Source organism: Nonomuraea corallina (assembly GCF_027620315.1).
GTDB classification, from domain to species: domain Bacteria; phylum Actinomycetota; class Actinomycetes; order Streptosporangiales; family Streptosporangiaceae; genus Nonomuraea; species Nonomuraea corallina.
Map to the genome: position 1 here is coordinate 16,213 of NZ_JAPNNL010000080.1, position 15,148 is coordinate 31,360.

General features: G+C 69.2%; 14 protein-coding genes, 2 tRNA genes and 1 riboswitch. Of the genes, 8 read left to right on the top strand and 8 right to left on the bottom strand.

Annotation, left to right across the window (positions count from 1 at the left end):
• Nucleotides 1-3 precede the first annotated feature (3 nt).
• Nucleotides 4-142: riboswitch (cyclic di-AMP (ydaO/yuaA leader) on the bottom strand.
• 66 nt (nucleotides 143-208) lie between these two features.
• The 6 genes from galT to OUY22_RS20175 form a co-directional block, all read right to left on the bottom strand.
• Nucleotides 209-1,291, bottom strand: a complete 1,083-nt coding sequence (gene galT, locus OUY22_RS20150) for a galactose-1-phosphate uridylyltransferase (RefSeq protein ID WP_270156595.1) — start codon at nucleotides 1,289-1,291, stop codon at nucleotides 209-211.
• Entirely contained in the window at nucleotides 1,288-2,067 is a 780-nt protein-coding gene (locus OUY22_RS20155) for a DeoR/GlpR family DNA-binding transcription regulator (RefSeq protein ID WP_270156597.1), read from the bottom strand. Before OUY22_RS20155 ends, galT begins: the two co-directional genes overlap by 4 nt.
• A gap of 113 nt (nucleotides 2,068-2,180) precedes the next feature.
• Nucleotides 2,181-3,491: a TrpB-like pyridoxal phosphate-dependent enzyme gene (locus OUY22_RS20160; RefSeq protein WP_270156598.1), complete on the bottom strand. Its 1,311-nt coding sequence runs from the start codon at nucleotides 3,489-3,491 to the stop codon at nucleotides 2,181-2,183.
• Between the two features lie 42 nt (nucleotides 3,492-3,533).
• On the bottom strand, nucleotides 3,534-4,424 hold the full coding sequence (locus tag OUY22_RS20165; RefSeq protein WP_270156599.1) for an LLM class flavin-dependent oxidoreductase: 891 nt from the start codon (nucleotides 4,422-4,424) through the stop codon (nucleotides 3,534-3,536).
• Nucleotides 4,425-4,449: 25 nt separating this feature from the next.
• Nucleotides 4,450-5,079, bottom strand: a complete 630-nt coding sequence (locus tag OUY22_RS20170) for a nucleoside/nucleotide kinase family protein (RefSeq protein WP_270156600.1) — start codon at nucleotides 5,077-5,079, stop codon at nucleotides 4,450-4,452.
• A gap of 112 nt (nucleotides 5,080-5,191) precedes the next feature.
• Nucleotides 5,192-5,265 (bottom strand) — tRNA-Gly (locus tag OUY22_RS20175).
• An 89-nt stretch (nucleotides 5,266-5,354) separates the two neighbouring features.
• Here OUY22_RS20175 and OUY22_RS20180 point away from each other — a divergent pair.
• Nucleotides 5,355-5,431, top strand: a tRNA-Pro gene (locus OUY22_RS20180).
• 79 nt (nucleotides 5,432-5,510) lie between these two features.
• Here OUY22_RS20180 and OUY22_RS20185 read toward each other — a convergent pair.
• Entirely contained in the window at nucleotides 5,511-5,789 is a 279-nt protein-coding gene (locus OUY22_RS20185; RefSeq protein WP_270156601.1) for a hypothetical protein, read from the bottom strand.
• Nucleotides 5,790-6,039: 250 nt separating this feature from the next.
• Between OUY22_RS20185 and OUY22_RS20190 the strand changes: the two genes are divergently transcribed.
• A complete protein-coding gene (locus OUY22_RS20190; RefSeq protein ID WP_270156602.1) occupies nucleotides 6,040-6,192 on the top strand; it encodes a hypothetical protein in 153 nt (50 codons plus the stop codon).
• Between the two features lie 14 nt (nucleotides 6,193-6,206).
• Here OUY22_RS20190 and OUY22_RS20195 read toward each other — a convergent pair whose 3' ends face one another.
• Nucleotides 6,207-6,683: an ATP-binding protein gene (locus OUY22_RS20195; protein WP_270156603.1), complete on the bottom strand. Its 477-nt coding sequence runs from the start codon at nucleotides 6,681-6,683 to the stop codon at nucleotides 6,207-6,209.
• A 235-nt stretch (nucleotides 6,684-6,918) separates the two neighbouring features.
• On the opposite strand from OUY22_RS20195, the gene OUY22_RS20200 reads away from it, so the two are divergent.
• From OUY22_RS20200 to OUY22_RS20225, 6 genes are all read left to right on the top strand, one after another.
• Entirely contained in the window at nucleotides 6,919-7,785 is an 867-nt protein-coding gene (locus tag OUY22_RS20200) for a helix-turn-helix domain-containing protein (RefSeq protein ID WP_270156604.1), read from the top strand.
• Between the two features lie 150 nt (nucleotides 7,786-7,935).
• A complete protein-coding gene (tig, locus tag OUY22_RS20205; RefSeq protein ID WP_270156605.1) occupies nucleotides 7,936-9,318 on the top strand; it encodes a trigger factor in 1,383 nt (460 codons plus the stop codon).
• Between the two features lie 185 nt (nucleotides 9,319-9,503).
• On the top strand, nucleotides 9,504-10,136 hold the full coding sequence (locus tag OUY22_RS20210) for a ClpP family protease (protein WP_270156606.1): 633 nt from the start codon (nucleotides 9,504-9,506) through the stop codon (nucleotides 10,134-10,136).
• A 12-nt stretch (nucleotides 10,137-10,148) separates the two neighbouring features.
• Entirely contained in the window at nucleotides 10,149-10,772 is a 624-nt protein-coding gene (locus tag OUY22_RS20215) for an ATP-dependent Clp protease proteolytic subunit (protein WP_270156607.1), read from the top strand.
• Nucleotides 10,773-10,948: 176 nt separating this feature from the next.
• Complete coding sequence (gene clpX / locus OUY22_RS20220; RefSeq protein ID WP_270156608.1) at nucleotides 10,949-12,232, top strand: ATP-dependent Clp protease ATP-binding subunit ClpX; 1,284 nt, start codon at nucleotides 10,949-10,951, stop codon at nucleotides 12,230-12,232.
• 79 nt (nucleotides 12,233-12,311) lie between these two features.
• Nucleotides 12,312-14,876: a valine--tRNA ligase gene (locus OUY22_RS20225; RefSeq protein WP_333486746.1), complete on the top strand. Its 2,565-nt coding sequence runs from the start codon at nucleotides 12,312-12,314 to the stop codon at nucleotides 14,874-14,876.
• The last annotated feature ends 272 nt before the right edge of the window (nucleotides 14,877-15,148 follow it).

The following is a 15,148-nucleotide window of genomic DNA, read 5'->3' on the forward strand; positions in this document are numbered from 1 at the left end:
ACTGGGTCCTCTCCCTCTGCCTGCCGAGTTAGCTGACGGGTTCGGGCACGGGAGCGTTGCCCTACCACCGAAGTGGATTCACCCCAAGTGCGTTGGGTCCCCGGCTCCCGGGCGCTCGCCCGGGATTAGGCGTTCACACGGCGTTACGGCCGTGCTCGAAGGCATATTAATGGTAGATCACGAGTAATGCGAGTCAAACGGAAATCTCTTAGTGATCTACTTGTGATCGAAGCATGAGTGCCGCCTCCTCCGGGAGCACGTCGTTGACGAACGCGCCCATGGCGGACTCCGACCCTGCCAGGTACTTCAGCTTCCCGGGCGCCCGCCGGATGCTGAACAGCTCCAGATGCAGGTAGCCCAGCTCGCGGTCCTGCCGGACCGGCGCCTGGTGCCAGGCCGAGATGTACGGCATCGGCACTCCGAACAGCTCGTCCAGGGCCCGCAGCACCGAGGTGTAGAGCGGCGCGAAGGCGGCCCGCTCGGCCCCGGTGAGCGCGGCCAGGTCGGCCGCCTGCCGGTGCGGGTAGAGGTGCACCTCGAAGGGCCAGCGCGCGGCCGCCGGCACGAACGCCGTCCACAGCTCGTTGGCCGCGACCACCCGGACCCCGGCCTCCCGCTCGGCCGCCAGCACGTCGGCGAAGAGGTTGCGTCCCGGCCGCCGCTCGGCGTAGCGGCGGGCCGCGTCGAGCTGCAGCCGCGTGCGGGGCGTCACGTACGGGTACGCGTAGATCTGCCCATGGGGGTGGAACAGCGTGATGCCGATCTCCTCGCCCCGGTTCTCGAAGCAGAAGACCTGCTCCACGCCCTCCACGGCGGACAGCTCGGCCGTACGGTCGGCCCAGGCCTCCATCACCAGCTCCACCTGCTCGTCGGAGAGCTGGGAGAACGAGGAGTCGTGCTGCGAGGTGAAACACATCACCTCGCACCGCCCCACGCCCGGCCGGACCTCGCTCAACCCCCCGACATCCTGATATGTCCCAAGATTTCCGGAGAAGGAGGGGAAGCGGTTCTCGAACACGACCACGTCGTAGTCGTACGCCGGGATCTCCGACGCCCGCGTCTCGGACGACGGGCAGAGCGGGCACTCGTCGGCGGGCGGCAGGAACGTCCGGGTCTGCCGGTGGCCCGCCATCGCGATCCACTCCTCGGTGAGCGGGTCGTAGCGCAGCTCCGACGCCACCGGCCGCGGGTCGAGCGGCCGCCGGTCGACGGCGCCGCGGTCGGCCCCGTCGCCCCGGTCGAAGTAGATGAGCTCCCGGCCGTCGGCCAGATGGGTGATGGTGCGCTTCACGCCGCCCCCTCCGCGATGATCAACTCCCCGGCCCTGTCGGCCAGCTCCCTGCGCGCCTCCTCCGGCAGCCCCGCGTCGCTGATGACCACGTCAGCCTCTGACAGCTCGGTGATGGTGCTGATGCCGACGGTGTTCCACTTGGTGTGGTCGGCCGGCACCACGAGCCGGTGCGCGGCGCCGATGAGCTCGCGGTCCGTCTCGGACTCCAGCAGGTTGGGCGTGGTGAACCCGGCGCGCACGCTCATTCCGTGCACGCCCAGGAAGAGCGTGTCGACGTGCAGGCGCCGGATCGCCGCCACCGCGACGGGGCCGACGAGCGCGTCGGAGGGGGTTCGCACGCCGCCGGTGAGCACGACCGTGCGGTCGGCGCGGGGATTGCGGTGGAAGACGTCGGCGACGGGGACCGAATTGGTGATCACGGTCAGCTCGGGCACGCCGATGAGATGATGGGCCAGCGCCCACGTGGTGGTGCCGGCGGACAGGGCCACCGCGGTGCCGGGGCGCACGAGCCGGGCGGCGCGGCGCGCGATGGCCTCTTTCTCCTGCTGCTGGCGGGCCGACTTGGCGGTGAAGCCCGGCTCCTCGGTGGAACCGGGGCCGATGGCGGTCGCGCCGCCGTGGACCTTCTCCAGCAGCCCGCGCTCGGCGAGCACCTCCAGGTCCCGGCGGATGGTCATGTCGGAGACGCCGAGCTCGCGCACGAGGTCGGCCACCCGGACCCCGCCCTTGCTGCGCACGCGTTCGAGGATCGCCTGCTGGCGCTGCTGTGCGAGCACGCCCCCGCTCCTTCCAACAGATTCCACCAAATTATGACACGAATATGTTGGGGATTGTGAGGTTGGTGGAAGGCCCTGCCCCCGCCGCCCGCGCCGCGGGCGGCGGGCCCTCGTCACGCCGGCAGGCCGCTCAGCGCCTCGTCGATGCGCTCCTGCGGCAGTGTGAAGTCCTCCATCTCGCCCGACAGGTAGCGCTCGTAGGCGGCCAGGTCGAAGTGGCCGTGCCCGCACAGCGCGGTCAGGATCACCTTCTCCTCCCCGCTCTCCTTGCAGCGCAGCGCCTCCGCGATCGTCTCGGCCAGCGCGTGCGTCGGCTCGGGGGCGGGCAGGATGCCCTCGGTCCTGGCGAAGCGCACCCCCGCCTCGAAGCACTCCGTCTGCGACCGGGTGACCGCCTCGAACATGCCCAGCTCGTACATGTGCGACAGCAGCGGCGACATGCCGTGATAGCGCAGCCCGCCCGCGTGGATCGGGTCCGGCACGAAGTCGTGGCCCAGGGTGTGCATCTTCATCAGCGGGGTCAGCCCCGCCGTGTCGCCGAAGTCGTAGGCGTAGCGGCCCCGGGTGAACGACGGGCACGCGGCCGGCTCGACGGCCCTGATGACCGGGTCGATCTCCCCGGCCAGCTTCAGGCGCAGGAACGGGAAGACCAGGCCCGCGAAGTTCGAGCCGCCGCCGGTGCAACCGACGATGACGTCCGGCATCTCCTCCAGCTGCGCCAACGCCTCCTCGCCGATCACCGTCTGGTGCATGAGCACATGGTTGAGCACGGACCCGAGCGCGTACCGGGTGTTGTCCGCCGACGCGGCGGCCTCCACCGCCTCACTGATCGCGATGCCCAGGCTGCCGGGGGAGTCCGGGTGCTCGGCCAGCACCTTGCTGCCCGACTGCGTCACGGACGACGGGCTCGCGTGCACGCTCGCCCCGTAGACGCGCATCAGCGCCGAACGGTACGGCTTCTGGTCATAGGAGGCGCGGACCATCCAGATCTCGCACTCCAGGCCGAACTGGGCGCAGGCGAAGGCCAGCGAGCTGCCCCACTGCCCGGCGCCCGTCTCGGTGGTGAGCCGGCGCACGCCCTCCCGGGCGTTGTAGTACGCCTGCGGGACGGCGGTGTTCGGCTTGTGGGAACCGGCCGGGGAGACGCCCTCGTACTTGTAGTAGATGCGCGCCGGGGTGCCCAGCGACTTCTCCAGGTTCCGGGCGCGCATCAGCGGGGTCGGCCGCCACAGCCGGTAGACGTCCAGCACCTCCTGCGGGATGGGGACGAACCGCTCCTGGCTGACCTCCTGACGGATGAGCTCCATCGGGAACAGCGGCGCCAGGTCATCGGGACCGATCGGCTCCCTCGTCGCCGGGTGCAGCGGCGGAGGCGGCGGGACGGGCAGATCGGGAACGATGTTGTACCAGTTGCTCGGGATCATTGCTCCAGTCTGCTCCCGCCGCCGGTGCGGAATCCAGCACCGTCAGACGCCGCGCTCGGCCGCCACCTGGCGGCGCACCTCCGGCACGACCTCCTCGGCGAACCTGGCCAGTTGCTCCCGCTGGTCGCCCTCCGGCCACAGGATGAACGTGTCCATCCCGTACCCCACCGCCAGGTCCGTCAGCTCGTCCACCCACTGCCCGGCCGGCCCCTTGAGGAAGCCCTCGCTCGGACCGTCGGTGATGGTGCCGTTGACGTTGTAGAGCCTGCGCACGTCCTGCGGCCGCCGCCCGGCCTTCTCCGCCGCCTCGTCGACCCGCGCCTGCAACTCCGGCAGCCGCTCGGGCGGCGCCCACGACGAGGACGGCAGCCAGCCGTCGGCCACCCTGCCGGTGAGCGCCAGCGCCCGCGGCCCGCCGACGCCCAGCCAGATCTCCATCGGGTGCGCCGGCCTGGGCCCGGCCTGCGCGCCCGCCAGCCGGTAGTGCTCGCCGTCGAAGCGCCGGTTGCGCTCGCCGCTCCAGATCTCCCTGACGACCGCCACGGCCTCCTCCAGCGCGCCGATCGCCTGCCCCGGCGTGCGCCGCGTCTCCCCGTACGCCTCGATCGCGTCCCAGAACGTCCCGGCGCCCAGCCCCAGCTCCACCCGGCCGCCGCTGAGCAGGTCGAGACTGGCCGCCGCCTTGGCCAGCACCGCCGGCCGGCGCATCGGCAGGCTCGCCACGTCAGGGAACACCCGCACCCGCTCGGTGGCGGTGGCGATCACGCTCAGCAGCGTCCACGTCTCCACGTAACGCCGCTGATAGGGGTGATCCTGCACGCCGATCAGCTCCAGCCCCAGCCGGTCGACCAGCCGCGCGTACTCCACCAGCGGATCATCCACGTTCGGCACCAGGAAGTAACCGAACTCCAGCGGACGCCCATAATCCCTCATGACCGGACACCTACCCGCGATCCGCTCAGTACGCGACCTTCACCGCGAGCCGGTCCGGATGATCCGCCCTCACCACCACGTCGGCGACCTCCTGCGGCCGGACCTCGCGCTCGTACCGCTCGTACGCCGGCAACCGCCAGCGCTCCTCCTCGGGCGTGCGGCGCTCCAGCGCGCCCGGCGAGAGCCACACGTGCACGGCCAGCTCGACCGGCAGCCCCCGGCCCAGCAGCAGCGTGCCGTCGAGCAGCAGCACCCCGCCCGCCGGCAGCGTCCGGTACGGCACCCGGTAGGCCCGGTCGGCCCCGCTGTCCCACAGCGCGGGCAGCACCTTCCCCGACCGCCCAGGACCCAGCGGCTCCAGCACCTCCCGCAGCAGCGCCCCGGTGTCGAGCCACTCGTCGTAGAACACGTCCGGATCCGTCCGCCCGAACTCCAGCCGCAGCGACGCCGGACGCAGGAAGTCGCCGGCGGACACCCGCAGCACCTCCCGGCCGCGAACCCGCAGCGGCGCCACCAGCCGATCGGCCAGCTCACCCGGCCGGGCCGCCTCCGCCCCGTCGACCACCACCCGCACCCACGCCCCCGGCGGCCGGCCGGCGATCCTGCTGGCGAGCTCCTCGGCCAGCGCCTCGACGGAGATCGGTCGTACCCGCATCCCCCGAGCCTACGAGCCGCACCCCGAGGCCCGCGCGACCTCCGTACGGGAACGAGGCTGGTACGAACGAGGCCCAGGTCGGGATCGTCTCCCTGGCCTGGGCCTTCGCTGATGGAGCGGACGACGGGAATCGAACCCGCGTAGCTAGTTTGGAAGACTAGGGCTCTACCATTGAGCTACGTCCGCGCGAACCGGTCGAAGTCTGGTCTAGACTGCATCCGGTCGTCAGGGCGTAAGCGTACCGGAGTCCCGGAGCGCGCGCGTACCCGGCGCGGCGGGGCGTGGCGCAGCTTGGCAGCGCGCTTGCTTTGGGAGCAAGAAGTCGCAGGTTCAAATCCTGTCGCCCCGACCAGCACGAAGCCACTCACCCTGATGGGGAGTGGCCTGTCCGCGGGCCGCTCGGAGAGCGGTCTCCGTTCCGTCCGCAGCCTTCACTCTCGCCCGGTCCGCTCGCCGCACACTCCGGGAAGGCCGCAGACCTTCTTCGCCATCGTCCCGGCCTGACGGGTGATCTTCTTCTTCGCTCCTCGGCCCATGGCATTGCTGGTGTAGAGGAACAGGGCGGCGCCTCGACGGCCGACCACCGCCAGGTCGTCGGTCGGGGACAGGCGCCTGCCGGCCGCGTCGTAGTCGTGACCCGTCACCGACAGAGCCTCGTCCCCGAGGCGCAATGGCTTGCCCACGTAGCCGAACCGGTCGCGCTTCACCACTGCCGGCTTCGAGCACCTGGCCAGGTCGGCCCGGAGCTTACGGAAGGCGGCCTGGGCGGATCCGGCGTTCCTGTAGAGGACCAGTTGTTCGCCGAAGCCCGAGGGCGCGCTGCTGAGGTAGGTGATGGTGCCGGCCAGCCCGAAAAGTTCGCATCACGTGCCCTGCCTCCCGCCGGTGGCGTCACCTCCGGCCGTCGTCCGGGTCACAGGCCGGACGCGTACGGTTCGCCGCGTGCGGCAGAATGCCCGTGTGATACGCACTTCCTCCTTGGCCGCCGGCGCAGCCGCGGTGTTCGTGCTGGCCGCCTTCGTCTTCGACGGGCGGGGGCTGGTGGCGTTCTTCTGCGTGATGGCGCTGCTCTGCCTGGGCGCCTGGTTCTTCCTGGACCGCCGCGGGTCCTGAGACGCGCGGGAGAGTCAGGAGTCGGCGCGGAAGAGCGCCCAGACGGCCTTGCCGCCGCGCGTCAGCGGGTCCCAGCCCCAGCACTGGCTGTACGTCTCCACGATGTAGAGCCCGCGGCCGTTCTCGGAGATGAAGTCGGGCTCCTTGGGGCGCGGCACGTCGTCGCTGGGGTCGGCGACTGCCAGCAGCACGTGCGGGGCCACCCGCATCAGCAGCAGGGTGATCTCGCGCCTGCCTCGCGCGTACGTGCCGTACCGTACGGCGTTCGTGACGAGTTCGGAGACCACGAGGGCGGCGTCGTCGCCCAGCTCGGACAGGCCCCAGCGGGCGAGGGTGGAGCGGGTGACGTCTCTGGCCGTTTTGACCGAGTCGGCCTGGAAAGGCAGCGGGCACGCCGTGGTGTAGGGCTTGGCCGAGGTGAGCAACTGATCGAAGCCCACCTCACGGGTGATCTGGAGGCAGCCGGCAGTGGCCAGAGGGTCCTCCACCATCCCGCCACTACCTCCCGGTTTCCCATCATGGTTAGTGCATGTTTAGCCCAAAATGCACTAAGCCATCATGGGTCACGACGGGGTGTCGCTGCAAGACCCGAATGCACGTGCATGTGCAAGGCACGAAGGGCTGCGGTCATCCGGGCGCCGTGTCCGCCTCGCACACCAGGCTGGGACCTTGTCATACCCGGCGATGTGGTGTCACTGTGTGGTGCGGACCTTGATAGGAGGCAGAGTGACGCAGAACCAGCCGGGTTCCGGCCCTACGGCGCTGCGCATCCTTCTGGGATCTCAACTCCGCAAGCTCAGGGAGAGCAAGGGCGTCTCCCGCGAGGAGGCGGGGCACCTCATCAGAGGCTCCGAATCCAAGATCAGCCGTATGGAGCTCGGCCGGGTCGGCTTCAAGGAGCGTGACGTCGCCGATCTGCTGACCCTCTACGGGGTGACCGACGACGAGGCGCGCGGCGCCGTGCTCGACCTGGTGGCCACCGCCAACGAGCCCGGCTGGTGGCACCGGTTCAACGACATCCTGCCCACCTGGTTCCAGGCGTACGTCGGCCTTGAGGAGGCCGCCACCCGGATCAGGACGTACGAGGTCCAGTTCGTCCCTGGCCTGCTGCAGACCAAGGAGTACGCGCGCGCGGTGGTCACCGCCGGCTCGGCGGGGCTCAGCCCCGACGAGATCTCCCGGCGCGTCGACCTGCGGCTCGAACGCCAGCGGCTGTTCGACAAGCCCGACGGCCCGATCTTCTGGGCGGTCATCGACGAGGCCGCCCTGCGCCGGCCCATCGGCGGCGCCGAGGTCATGCGCGCGCAGATCGAGCATCTGATCGACCTGATGCGCCAGCCGAGCATCACGATCCAGGTCATGCCGTTCAGCTTCGGCGGTCACAGCGCCGAGGGCGGCGCGTTCGCCATCCTGCGCTTCCCGGACAACGACCTGCCCGACGTCGTCTACGTCGAGCAGCTCGCCAGCGCCCTCTACCTGGACAAGCGCGAGGACGTCGACCGCTACAGCGAGGTCATGGAGCGGCTGTGCGCCGTCAGCACCACGCCGGACGAGACGGTGGAGCTGCTGCGCACCATCGCGGATGAGTTCTGAGACTAGCCAGGTCTGCCCTAGACTGACCGTGGCGCTTGGATGCCGCCGTTGCGGAGCGTGCCCCAACGCCGATTATGTGGGCGCGGCGCGCGAGCCGTACCGAATGGACGCGCCCGCGATCACTCGAAGCTTGATCAAGGAGACCACCCCGTGAAGACCGCTGTCGAGGAGCTCAGCCCGACCCGGGTGAAGCTCACTGTCGAGGTGCCGTTCGACGAGCTGCGCCCGAGCATGGATGCGGCATACAAGAAGGTCGCGCAGCAGGTGCGGGTCCCCGGGTTCCGCCCTGGCAAGGTCCCTGCGCGCATCATCGAGCAGCGCTTCGGCCGCGCGGTCGTGCTGGAGGAGACCCTCAACGACGCGGTGCCCAAGCTCTACGGCCAGGCCGTCGACGAGGTCGACGTGTTCCCGGTCAGCCAGCCGGACATCGAGGTCACGAAGATCGACGACGGTGAGCAGATCGAGTTCACCGCCGAGGTCGACGTCCGTCCCACCTTCGACGTGCCCGACTACCAGGGCACCGAGATCACCGTCGACTCCGCCGAGGTCACCGACGCCGACATCGACGCCCAGCTCGACGCGCTGCGCCAGCGGTTCGCGACGCTGACCGGCGTCGAGCGCGCGGCCGCCACCGGCGACTACGTCGTGATGGACCTGCGGGCCGAGATCGACGGCCAGAACATCGAGGAGCAGCAGGCCAGCGAGGTCTCCTACGAGGTCGGCGCCGGCTCCGTGCTCCAGGGCCTCGACGACGCGCTCGTGGGCATGTCCGCGGGCGAGGAGAAGAGCTTCCGCACCGAGCTCGTCGGCGGCGAGAACGCCGGCGACGAGGCCGACGTCATCATCACCGTCAAGTCGGTCAAGGAGAAGGTGCTGCCGGAGCTCGACGACGAGTTCGCGCAGCTCGCCAGCGAGTTCGACACGCTCGACGAGCTCAAGGAGAGCATCCGCGAGCAGGTCCGCCGCACCAAGCTCATCGACCAGGTCGTGCAGGCCCGCGACAAGGCGCTCGAAGCCCTCCTGGAGAAGATCGACATCCCGATCCCGGAGAGCGCGCTCAAGGCCGAGATCGACGCCCGCAAGCACAACCTGGAGCACCAGGTCGCCGAGAGCGGCCTGAGCCGCGACGCCTACTTCCGTCTCTACCAGACGACGGAGGAGGAGCGCTTCGCCGAGTTCGAGACCGCCTCGGCCCGCGCCATCAAGGTCGGCTTCGTGCTCGACAAGATCGTCAAGGCCGAGGAACTCGGCGTCAGCGAGCAGGAGCTGACCAGCTTCGTGGTCCGCCGGGCCATGGAGATGGGCGTCCAGCCCAACCAGCTGGCCCAGCACCTCGCCGACAACGACCAGCTGACGCTGGCCATGGTCGAGATCGTCCGCGACAAGGCCAAGGCCGTTCTCGGCGACGCCGCCAAGGTCGTCGACACCGAGGGCGCCGAGGTCGACCTCAAGGCCATCTACACCGAGATCAACGGTGAAGAGGTCACCGAGGAGCCGGCCGAGGAGGCCGAAGAGCGGAAGGCCGAGGCGTAACCACGCCCCGTCACCGTCCGGAGCCCCCGTCCGGCCCGAACGCAGCGGGCCTGCCGGGGGCTTCGACCATGCCTGGAGGCATGCGCCGTCAGCGAACAGCCCGTGGACCGGGCATGACCTGTGGGCGGCGCGCGTTAGGGTCACAAGCAAAGCCCATCGATTACGACGCATCGGAAGGTGAAGCTGTGAGCAGCCCGCCGACCTTCTTCCAGCCTGAGTCGCGAGGCCGTGAAAACGGCTCGGCCTTCCGGCTTGAGGACCAGCTTTACCAGCGCCTGCTGCGTGAGCGGATCATCGTGCTCGGCCAGGAGGTCAACGACGAGATCGCCAACCGGATCTGCGCCGAGCTGCTGCTCCTGGCCGCCGACGACCCGGATCGCGACATCACTCTCTACATCAACTCGCCGGGCGGCTCGGTCAGCGCCGGCATGGCGATCTACGACATGATGGAATACGTGCCCAACGACGTCTCCACGGTCGTCATGGGCATGGCCGCCTCGATGGGGCAGTTCCTGCTGTCGGCGGGCGCCAGGGGCAAGCGCTACGCGCTGCCGCACGCCCGCGTCATGATGCACCAGCCTTCCGGCGGCATCGGCGGCACCGCGGCGGACATCGCCATCCAGGCCGAGCAGATGCTCTACGTGAAGAAGACGCTGGCCGAGCGTATCGCCGTCCACACGGGGCAGCCGCTGGAGGTCATCGAGCGCGACTCCGATCGCGACCGCTGGTTCACGGCCGACGAGGCCAAGGACTACGGCTTCATCGACCACGTCGTGCGCAGCGCTCGGCAGGTGCCCTCGCAGGGCCCGGTCTCCTAGGGGAGCTGAAAGTTGAACATCGAAAGCCGCTACGTTCTCCCCTCCTTCGTCGAACGCACGTCCTACGGCGTGAAGGAGATGAACCCGTACAACAAGCTCTTCGAGGACCGCATCATCTTCCTCGGAGTGCAGATCGACGACGCCTCGGCCAACGACGTGATGGCCCAGCTGCTGACGCTGGAGTCGCTCGATCCCGACCGTGACATCAGCATCTACATCAACTCGCCCGGCGGGTCGTTCACGGCCATGACGGCGATCTACGACACGATGCAGTTCGTCCGGCCCGAGATCCAGACCGTCTGCCTCGGCCAGGCCGCCTCGGCCGCGGCCGTGCTGCTGGCCGGCGGCACCCCGGGCAAGCGGTTCGCGCTGCCCAACGCGCGGATGCTGATCCACCAGCCGTCCACCGAGGGCGGCGGCCAGGGCAGCGACATCGAGATCCAGGCCAGGGAGATCCTCCGCATGCGCTCGCTCCTCGAGGAGATCGTGGCGCGGCATGCCGGACGGTCCGCCGCCGAGGTCCGGAAGGACATCGAACGCGACAAAATTCTCAACGCCGACGAGGCGAAGGCGTATGGTCTGATCGATGACATTATCCCGTCCAGGAAGAAGCGAGCTCAGCCCGTCGCTTCCTAGACGAGACGTGAGGCACCGGAGCGCTGCCCAAGAGGGCACGTTCCGGTGCGACTCGCCGCTAGGGGGCTCACTGAGGGCCCAGAAGACGGTAACGTCGAAACCTGAGCGGTTCGGACCGGGTCCGGAGGATACGGATCGCGGAGAGCAGGGCGGTCCCACGCAAAGGAGTATCTGGGGTGGCACGCATCGGCGACGGGGGAGACCTGCTGAAGTGCTCGTTCTGTGGAAAGAGCCAGAAGCAAGTCAAGAAGCTCATCGCCGGTCCAGGCGTCTACATCTGCGATGAGTGCATCGATCTCTGCAACGAGATCATCGAGGAGGAGCTCTCCGAGTCCTCCGAGCTCAAGTGGGACAACCTGCCCAAGCCGAGGGAGATCTTCGAGTTCCTCGACGCCTACGTCATCGGTCAGGACAAGGCGAAGAAGGCGCTCTCGGTGGCGGTCTACAACCACTACAAGCGGGTGCAGTCCGGTGACCGGGGCAGAGACGACGGTCTTGAGCTGTCCAAGAGCAACATCCTGCTGCTCGGCCCGACGGGCTCGGGCAAGACGTTGCTCGCGCAGACCCTGGCGAAGATGCTCAACGTGCCCTTCGCCATCGCCGACGCGACGGCCCTCACCGAGGCCGGCTACGTCGGCGAGGATGTCGAGAACATCCTGCTCAAGCTCATCCAGGCCGCCGACTACGACGTCAAGAAGGCCGAGACCGGCATCATCTACATCGACGAGGTCGACAAGATCGCCCGTAAGAGCGAAAACCCGTCGATCACGCGCGACGTCTCCGGCGAGGGCGTCCAGCAGGCGCTGCTGAAGATCCTCGAAGGCACCACGGCCTCGGTGCCGCCGCAGGGCGGCCGCAAGCATCCGCACCAGGAGTTCATCCAGATCGACACCACCAACGTGCTGTTCATCTGCGGTGGCGCGTTCGCCGGCCTCGAAAAGATCATCGAGTCGCGGATCGGCAAGAAGGGCATCGGCTTCAACGCCATCATCCGGTCGAAGGAAGAGGTCGACACCGCCGACATCTTCGCCGACGTGATGCCCGAGGACCTGCTGAAGTTCGGCATGATCCCCGAGTTCGTCGGCCGCCTGCCGGTCATCACCTCGGTGCACAACCTCGACCGTGAGGCCCTCATCCAGATCCTCACCGAGCCGCGCAACGCGCTCGTCAAGCAGTACCGCAAGCTGTTCGAGCTCGACGGCGTGGAGCTGGAGTTCACCGACGACGCCCTGGAGGCCATCGCCGACCAGGCCATCCTGCGCGGCACCGGCGCCCGCGGCCTGCGCGCGATCCTGGAGGAGGTGCTCCTGTCCGTGATGTACGAGGTGCCCTCCCGGCAGGACGTGGCCCGCGTCGTCATCACCCGCGAGTCCGTGCTCGAACACGCGATCCCGACTCTCGTACCCCGAGACCAGCTCGCCGCCAAGCAGCAGCGGACTCCACGAGAGAAGTCGGCCTGAGCCTCTCCGGCAAGGCCAGCGCCCCGTGGACACCCTCCATGGGGCGTTTCCCTTTCCCGTCTCCCTAGAATTGGTCACCGTGACAACGCCAGAGCTGCCCACCCAGTACACCCCGGCCGACGTCGAGACCCGCAGCTACGAGCGGTGGGTAGCCGAGGGCTATTTCCACGCCGACCCGGGCAGCTCGCGCACGCCTTACACCATCGTCCTGCCGCCGCCCAACGTGACCGGCTCGCTCCACATCGGTCACGCGCTCGACCACTCGATCCAGGACGCCCTGACCCGCCGCGCCCGGATGCTGGGCCACGAGACGCTCTGGCTGCCCGGCATGGACCACGCCGGCATCGCCACCCAGAACGTCGTCGAGCGGGAGCTCGCCAAGCAGGGCAGGTCCCGCCACGACCTGGGCCGCGAGGCGTTCGTCGAGCGCGTCTGGGAGTGGAAGGAAGAGTCCGGCGGCAAGATCCTCGGCCAGATGCGCAAGCTCGGCGACGGCGTCGACTGGGCGCGCGAGCGCTTCACCATGGACGAGGGCCTGTCGCGGGCCGTCCTCACCATGTTCAAGAAGCTCTACGACGACGGGCTCGTCTACCGCGCCGAGCGCATCATCAACTGGTGCCCGCGCTGCCTCACCGCGCTGTCCGACATCGAGGTCGAGCACAGCGAGGACGAGGGCGAGCTCGTCTCGATCCGCTACTCCGACGAGATCGTGGTGGCCACCACCCGGGCCGAGACCATGCTCGGCGACACCGCCGTGGCCGTCCACCCCTCCGACGAGCGTTACGCGCACCTCATCGGCACCACCGTCGAGCTGCCGCTGACCGGCCGCCGCATCCCGGTCGTGGCCGACGAGCACGTCGACCCGGCGTTCGGCACCGGCGCCGTCAAGGTGACCCCGGCCCACGACCCCAACGACTTCGAGATCGGCCGGCGCCACTCGCTGCCGTCCATGACGGTCATGGACGAGCGCGGCGTCATCACCGCGCACGGCCCGTTCGAAGGGCTCGACCGGTTCGAGGCGCGCCCGGCCGTGGTGGCCGCGCTGCGCGCCGAGGGTCTCATCGTCGAGGAGAAGCGCCCGTACCTCCACTCGGTCGGCCACTGCTCGCGCTGCAAGACCGTCGTCGAGCCGCGGCTGTCGCTGCAGTGGTTCGTGAACGTGGGCCCGCTCGCCAAGGCGGCCGGCGACGCGGTCCGCGACGGCCGCACCAGCATCCACCCGCCGGAGATGGCCAAGCGCTACTTCGACTGGGTGGACGACATGCACGACTGGTGCATCTCCCGCCAGCTCTGGTGGGGCCACCGCATCCCGGTCTGGTACGGCCCCAACGGCGAGGTCGTCTGCGTCGGTCCCGACGAGACGCCGCCGGAGGGATACGTCCAGGACCCCGACGTGCTCGACACGTGGTTCTCCTCCGGGCTGTGGCCGTTCTCCACCCTGGGCTGGCCCGAGCGCACGCCCGAGCTGGAGCGCTTCTACCCGACCTCCGTCCTGGTGACGGGCTACGACATCCTGTTCTTCTGGGTCGCCCGGATGATGATGTTCGGCCTGTACGCGATGGACGGCGAGCCGCCGTTCCGCGTCGTCGCCCTGCACGGCATGGTCCGCGACCAGTACGGCAAGAAGATGTCGAAGTCGTTCGGCAACGTCGTCGACCCGCTCGACTGGATCGAGCGCTTCGGCGCGGACGCCACCCGCTTCACGCTGCTGCGCGGCGCCAACCCCGGTGCCGACGTGGCCATCAGCGAGGAGTGGGCGGCGGGCTCACGCAACTTCTGCAACAAGATCTGGAACGCGACCCGGTTCGCGCTGATGAACGGCGCCGCCGTGGGCTCCCTCGACGGCGCCGACCTCACGGCCGCCGACCGGTGGATCCTCTCCCGGCTGCAGAGCGTCATCACGGCGGCAGACGCGGCTCTGGACGGCTACGAGTTCGCCAAGGCCTCCGAGCTGCTCTACCACTTCGCCTGGGACGAGGTCTGCGACTGGTACCTGGAACTGGCCAAGATCCAGCTGGGTGAGGGACTCGACCACACCCGGCTGGTGCTGGGTCAGGTGCTCGACGCCCTGCTGCGCCTGCTCCACCCGCTGGTGCCGTTCGTCAGCGAGGAGTTGTGGCGCGCCCTGACCGGCGCCGAGTCCATCGTCGTCGCCGCCTGGCCCAAGGCCGATCCCCGCTACCGTGACCCGGGGGCGGAGGCGGAGATCGCGGCCCTGCAGGAGGTCGTCACGGAGGTCCGGAGGTTCCGCTCCGACCAGGGGCTCAAGCCGGGCCAGAAGGTGGCGGCCAGGCTGGGCCTGGCGGGCAGCTCGGTGGAGGGTCAGGAGCGGGCCATCCGCGCGCTGCTGCGCCTCACCGAGCCGGCGGAGACCTTCTCGGCGACGGCCCGCCTCACCGTCGGCGACGTGACCGTGGAGATCGACACGGCAGGCGCCATCGACGTGGAGGCCGAGCGCAAGCGCCTGGAGAAGGACCTCGCGGCCGCGCGCAAGGAGGCCGCCCAGGCCGCCGGCAAGCTGGGCAACGAGCAGTTCATGGCCAAGGCCCCCGCCGAGGTCGTGACCAAGGTGCGGGCCCGCGCCGACCAGGCCGCGGCCGACATCGCACGCCTTGAAGCACAGCTTGCCGCTCTGAAGGTTTGAGCCGTGCGGACGAGGGAAGGTCCATTCGTTACCAGGAACGGGCCTTCCAACCGTCCGCAGGCTGCTACAGTTTCCTGCGCGGGGCGGTTCTCGCCCCGACACCCCTAGCGACGAGTCCGGGCTTCCGGTCTGGGTCCATGCGCGTGATTGGACACAGGCGAAAAGTTCGGGTAAGTTAGCAGGGTTGCCTCGGAAGGGGCGTCCGGATTCTACCGGAATCGGGTGGTTTGACAAGGATCATCCGGATCTGGTAAAGTAAAGGTACGAAACGA

What these genes read in the sequence shown, in the direction of transcription:
- OUY22_RS20160 (WP_270156598.1), bottom strand. Translation starts at nt 3,491, where the DNA reads ATGATCCCGAGCAACTGGTACAACATCGTTCCCGATCTGCCCGTCCCG.
- OUY22_RS20165 (WP_270156599.1), bottom strand. Translation starts at nt 4,424, where the DNA reads ATGAGGGATTATGGGCGTCCGCTGGAGTTCGGTTACTTCCTGGTGCCG.
- OUY22_RS20170 (WP_270156600.1), bottom strand. Translation starts at nt 5,079, where the DNA reads ATGCGGGTACGACCGATCTCCGTCGAGGCGCTGGCCGAGGAGCTCGCC.
- OUY22_RS20195 (WP_270156603.1), bottom strand. Translation starts at nt 6,683, where the DNA reads ATGGTGGAGGACCCTCTGGCCACTGCCGGCTGCCTCCAGATCACCCGT.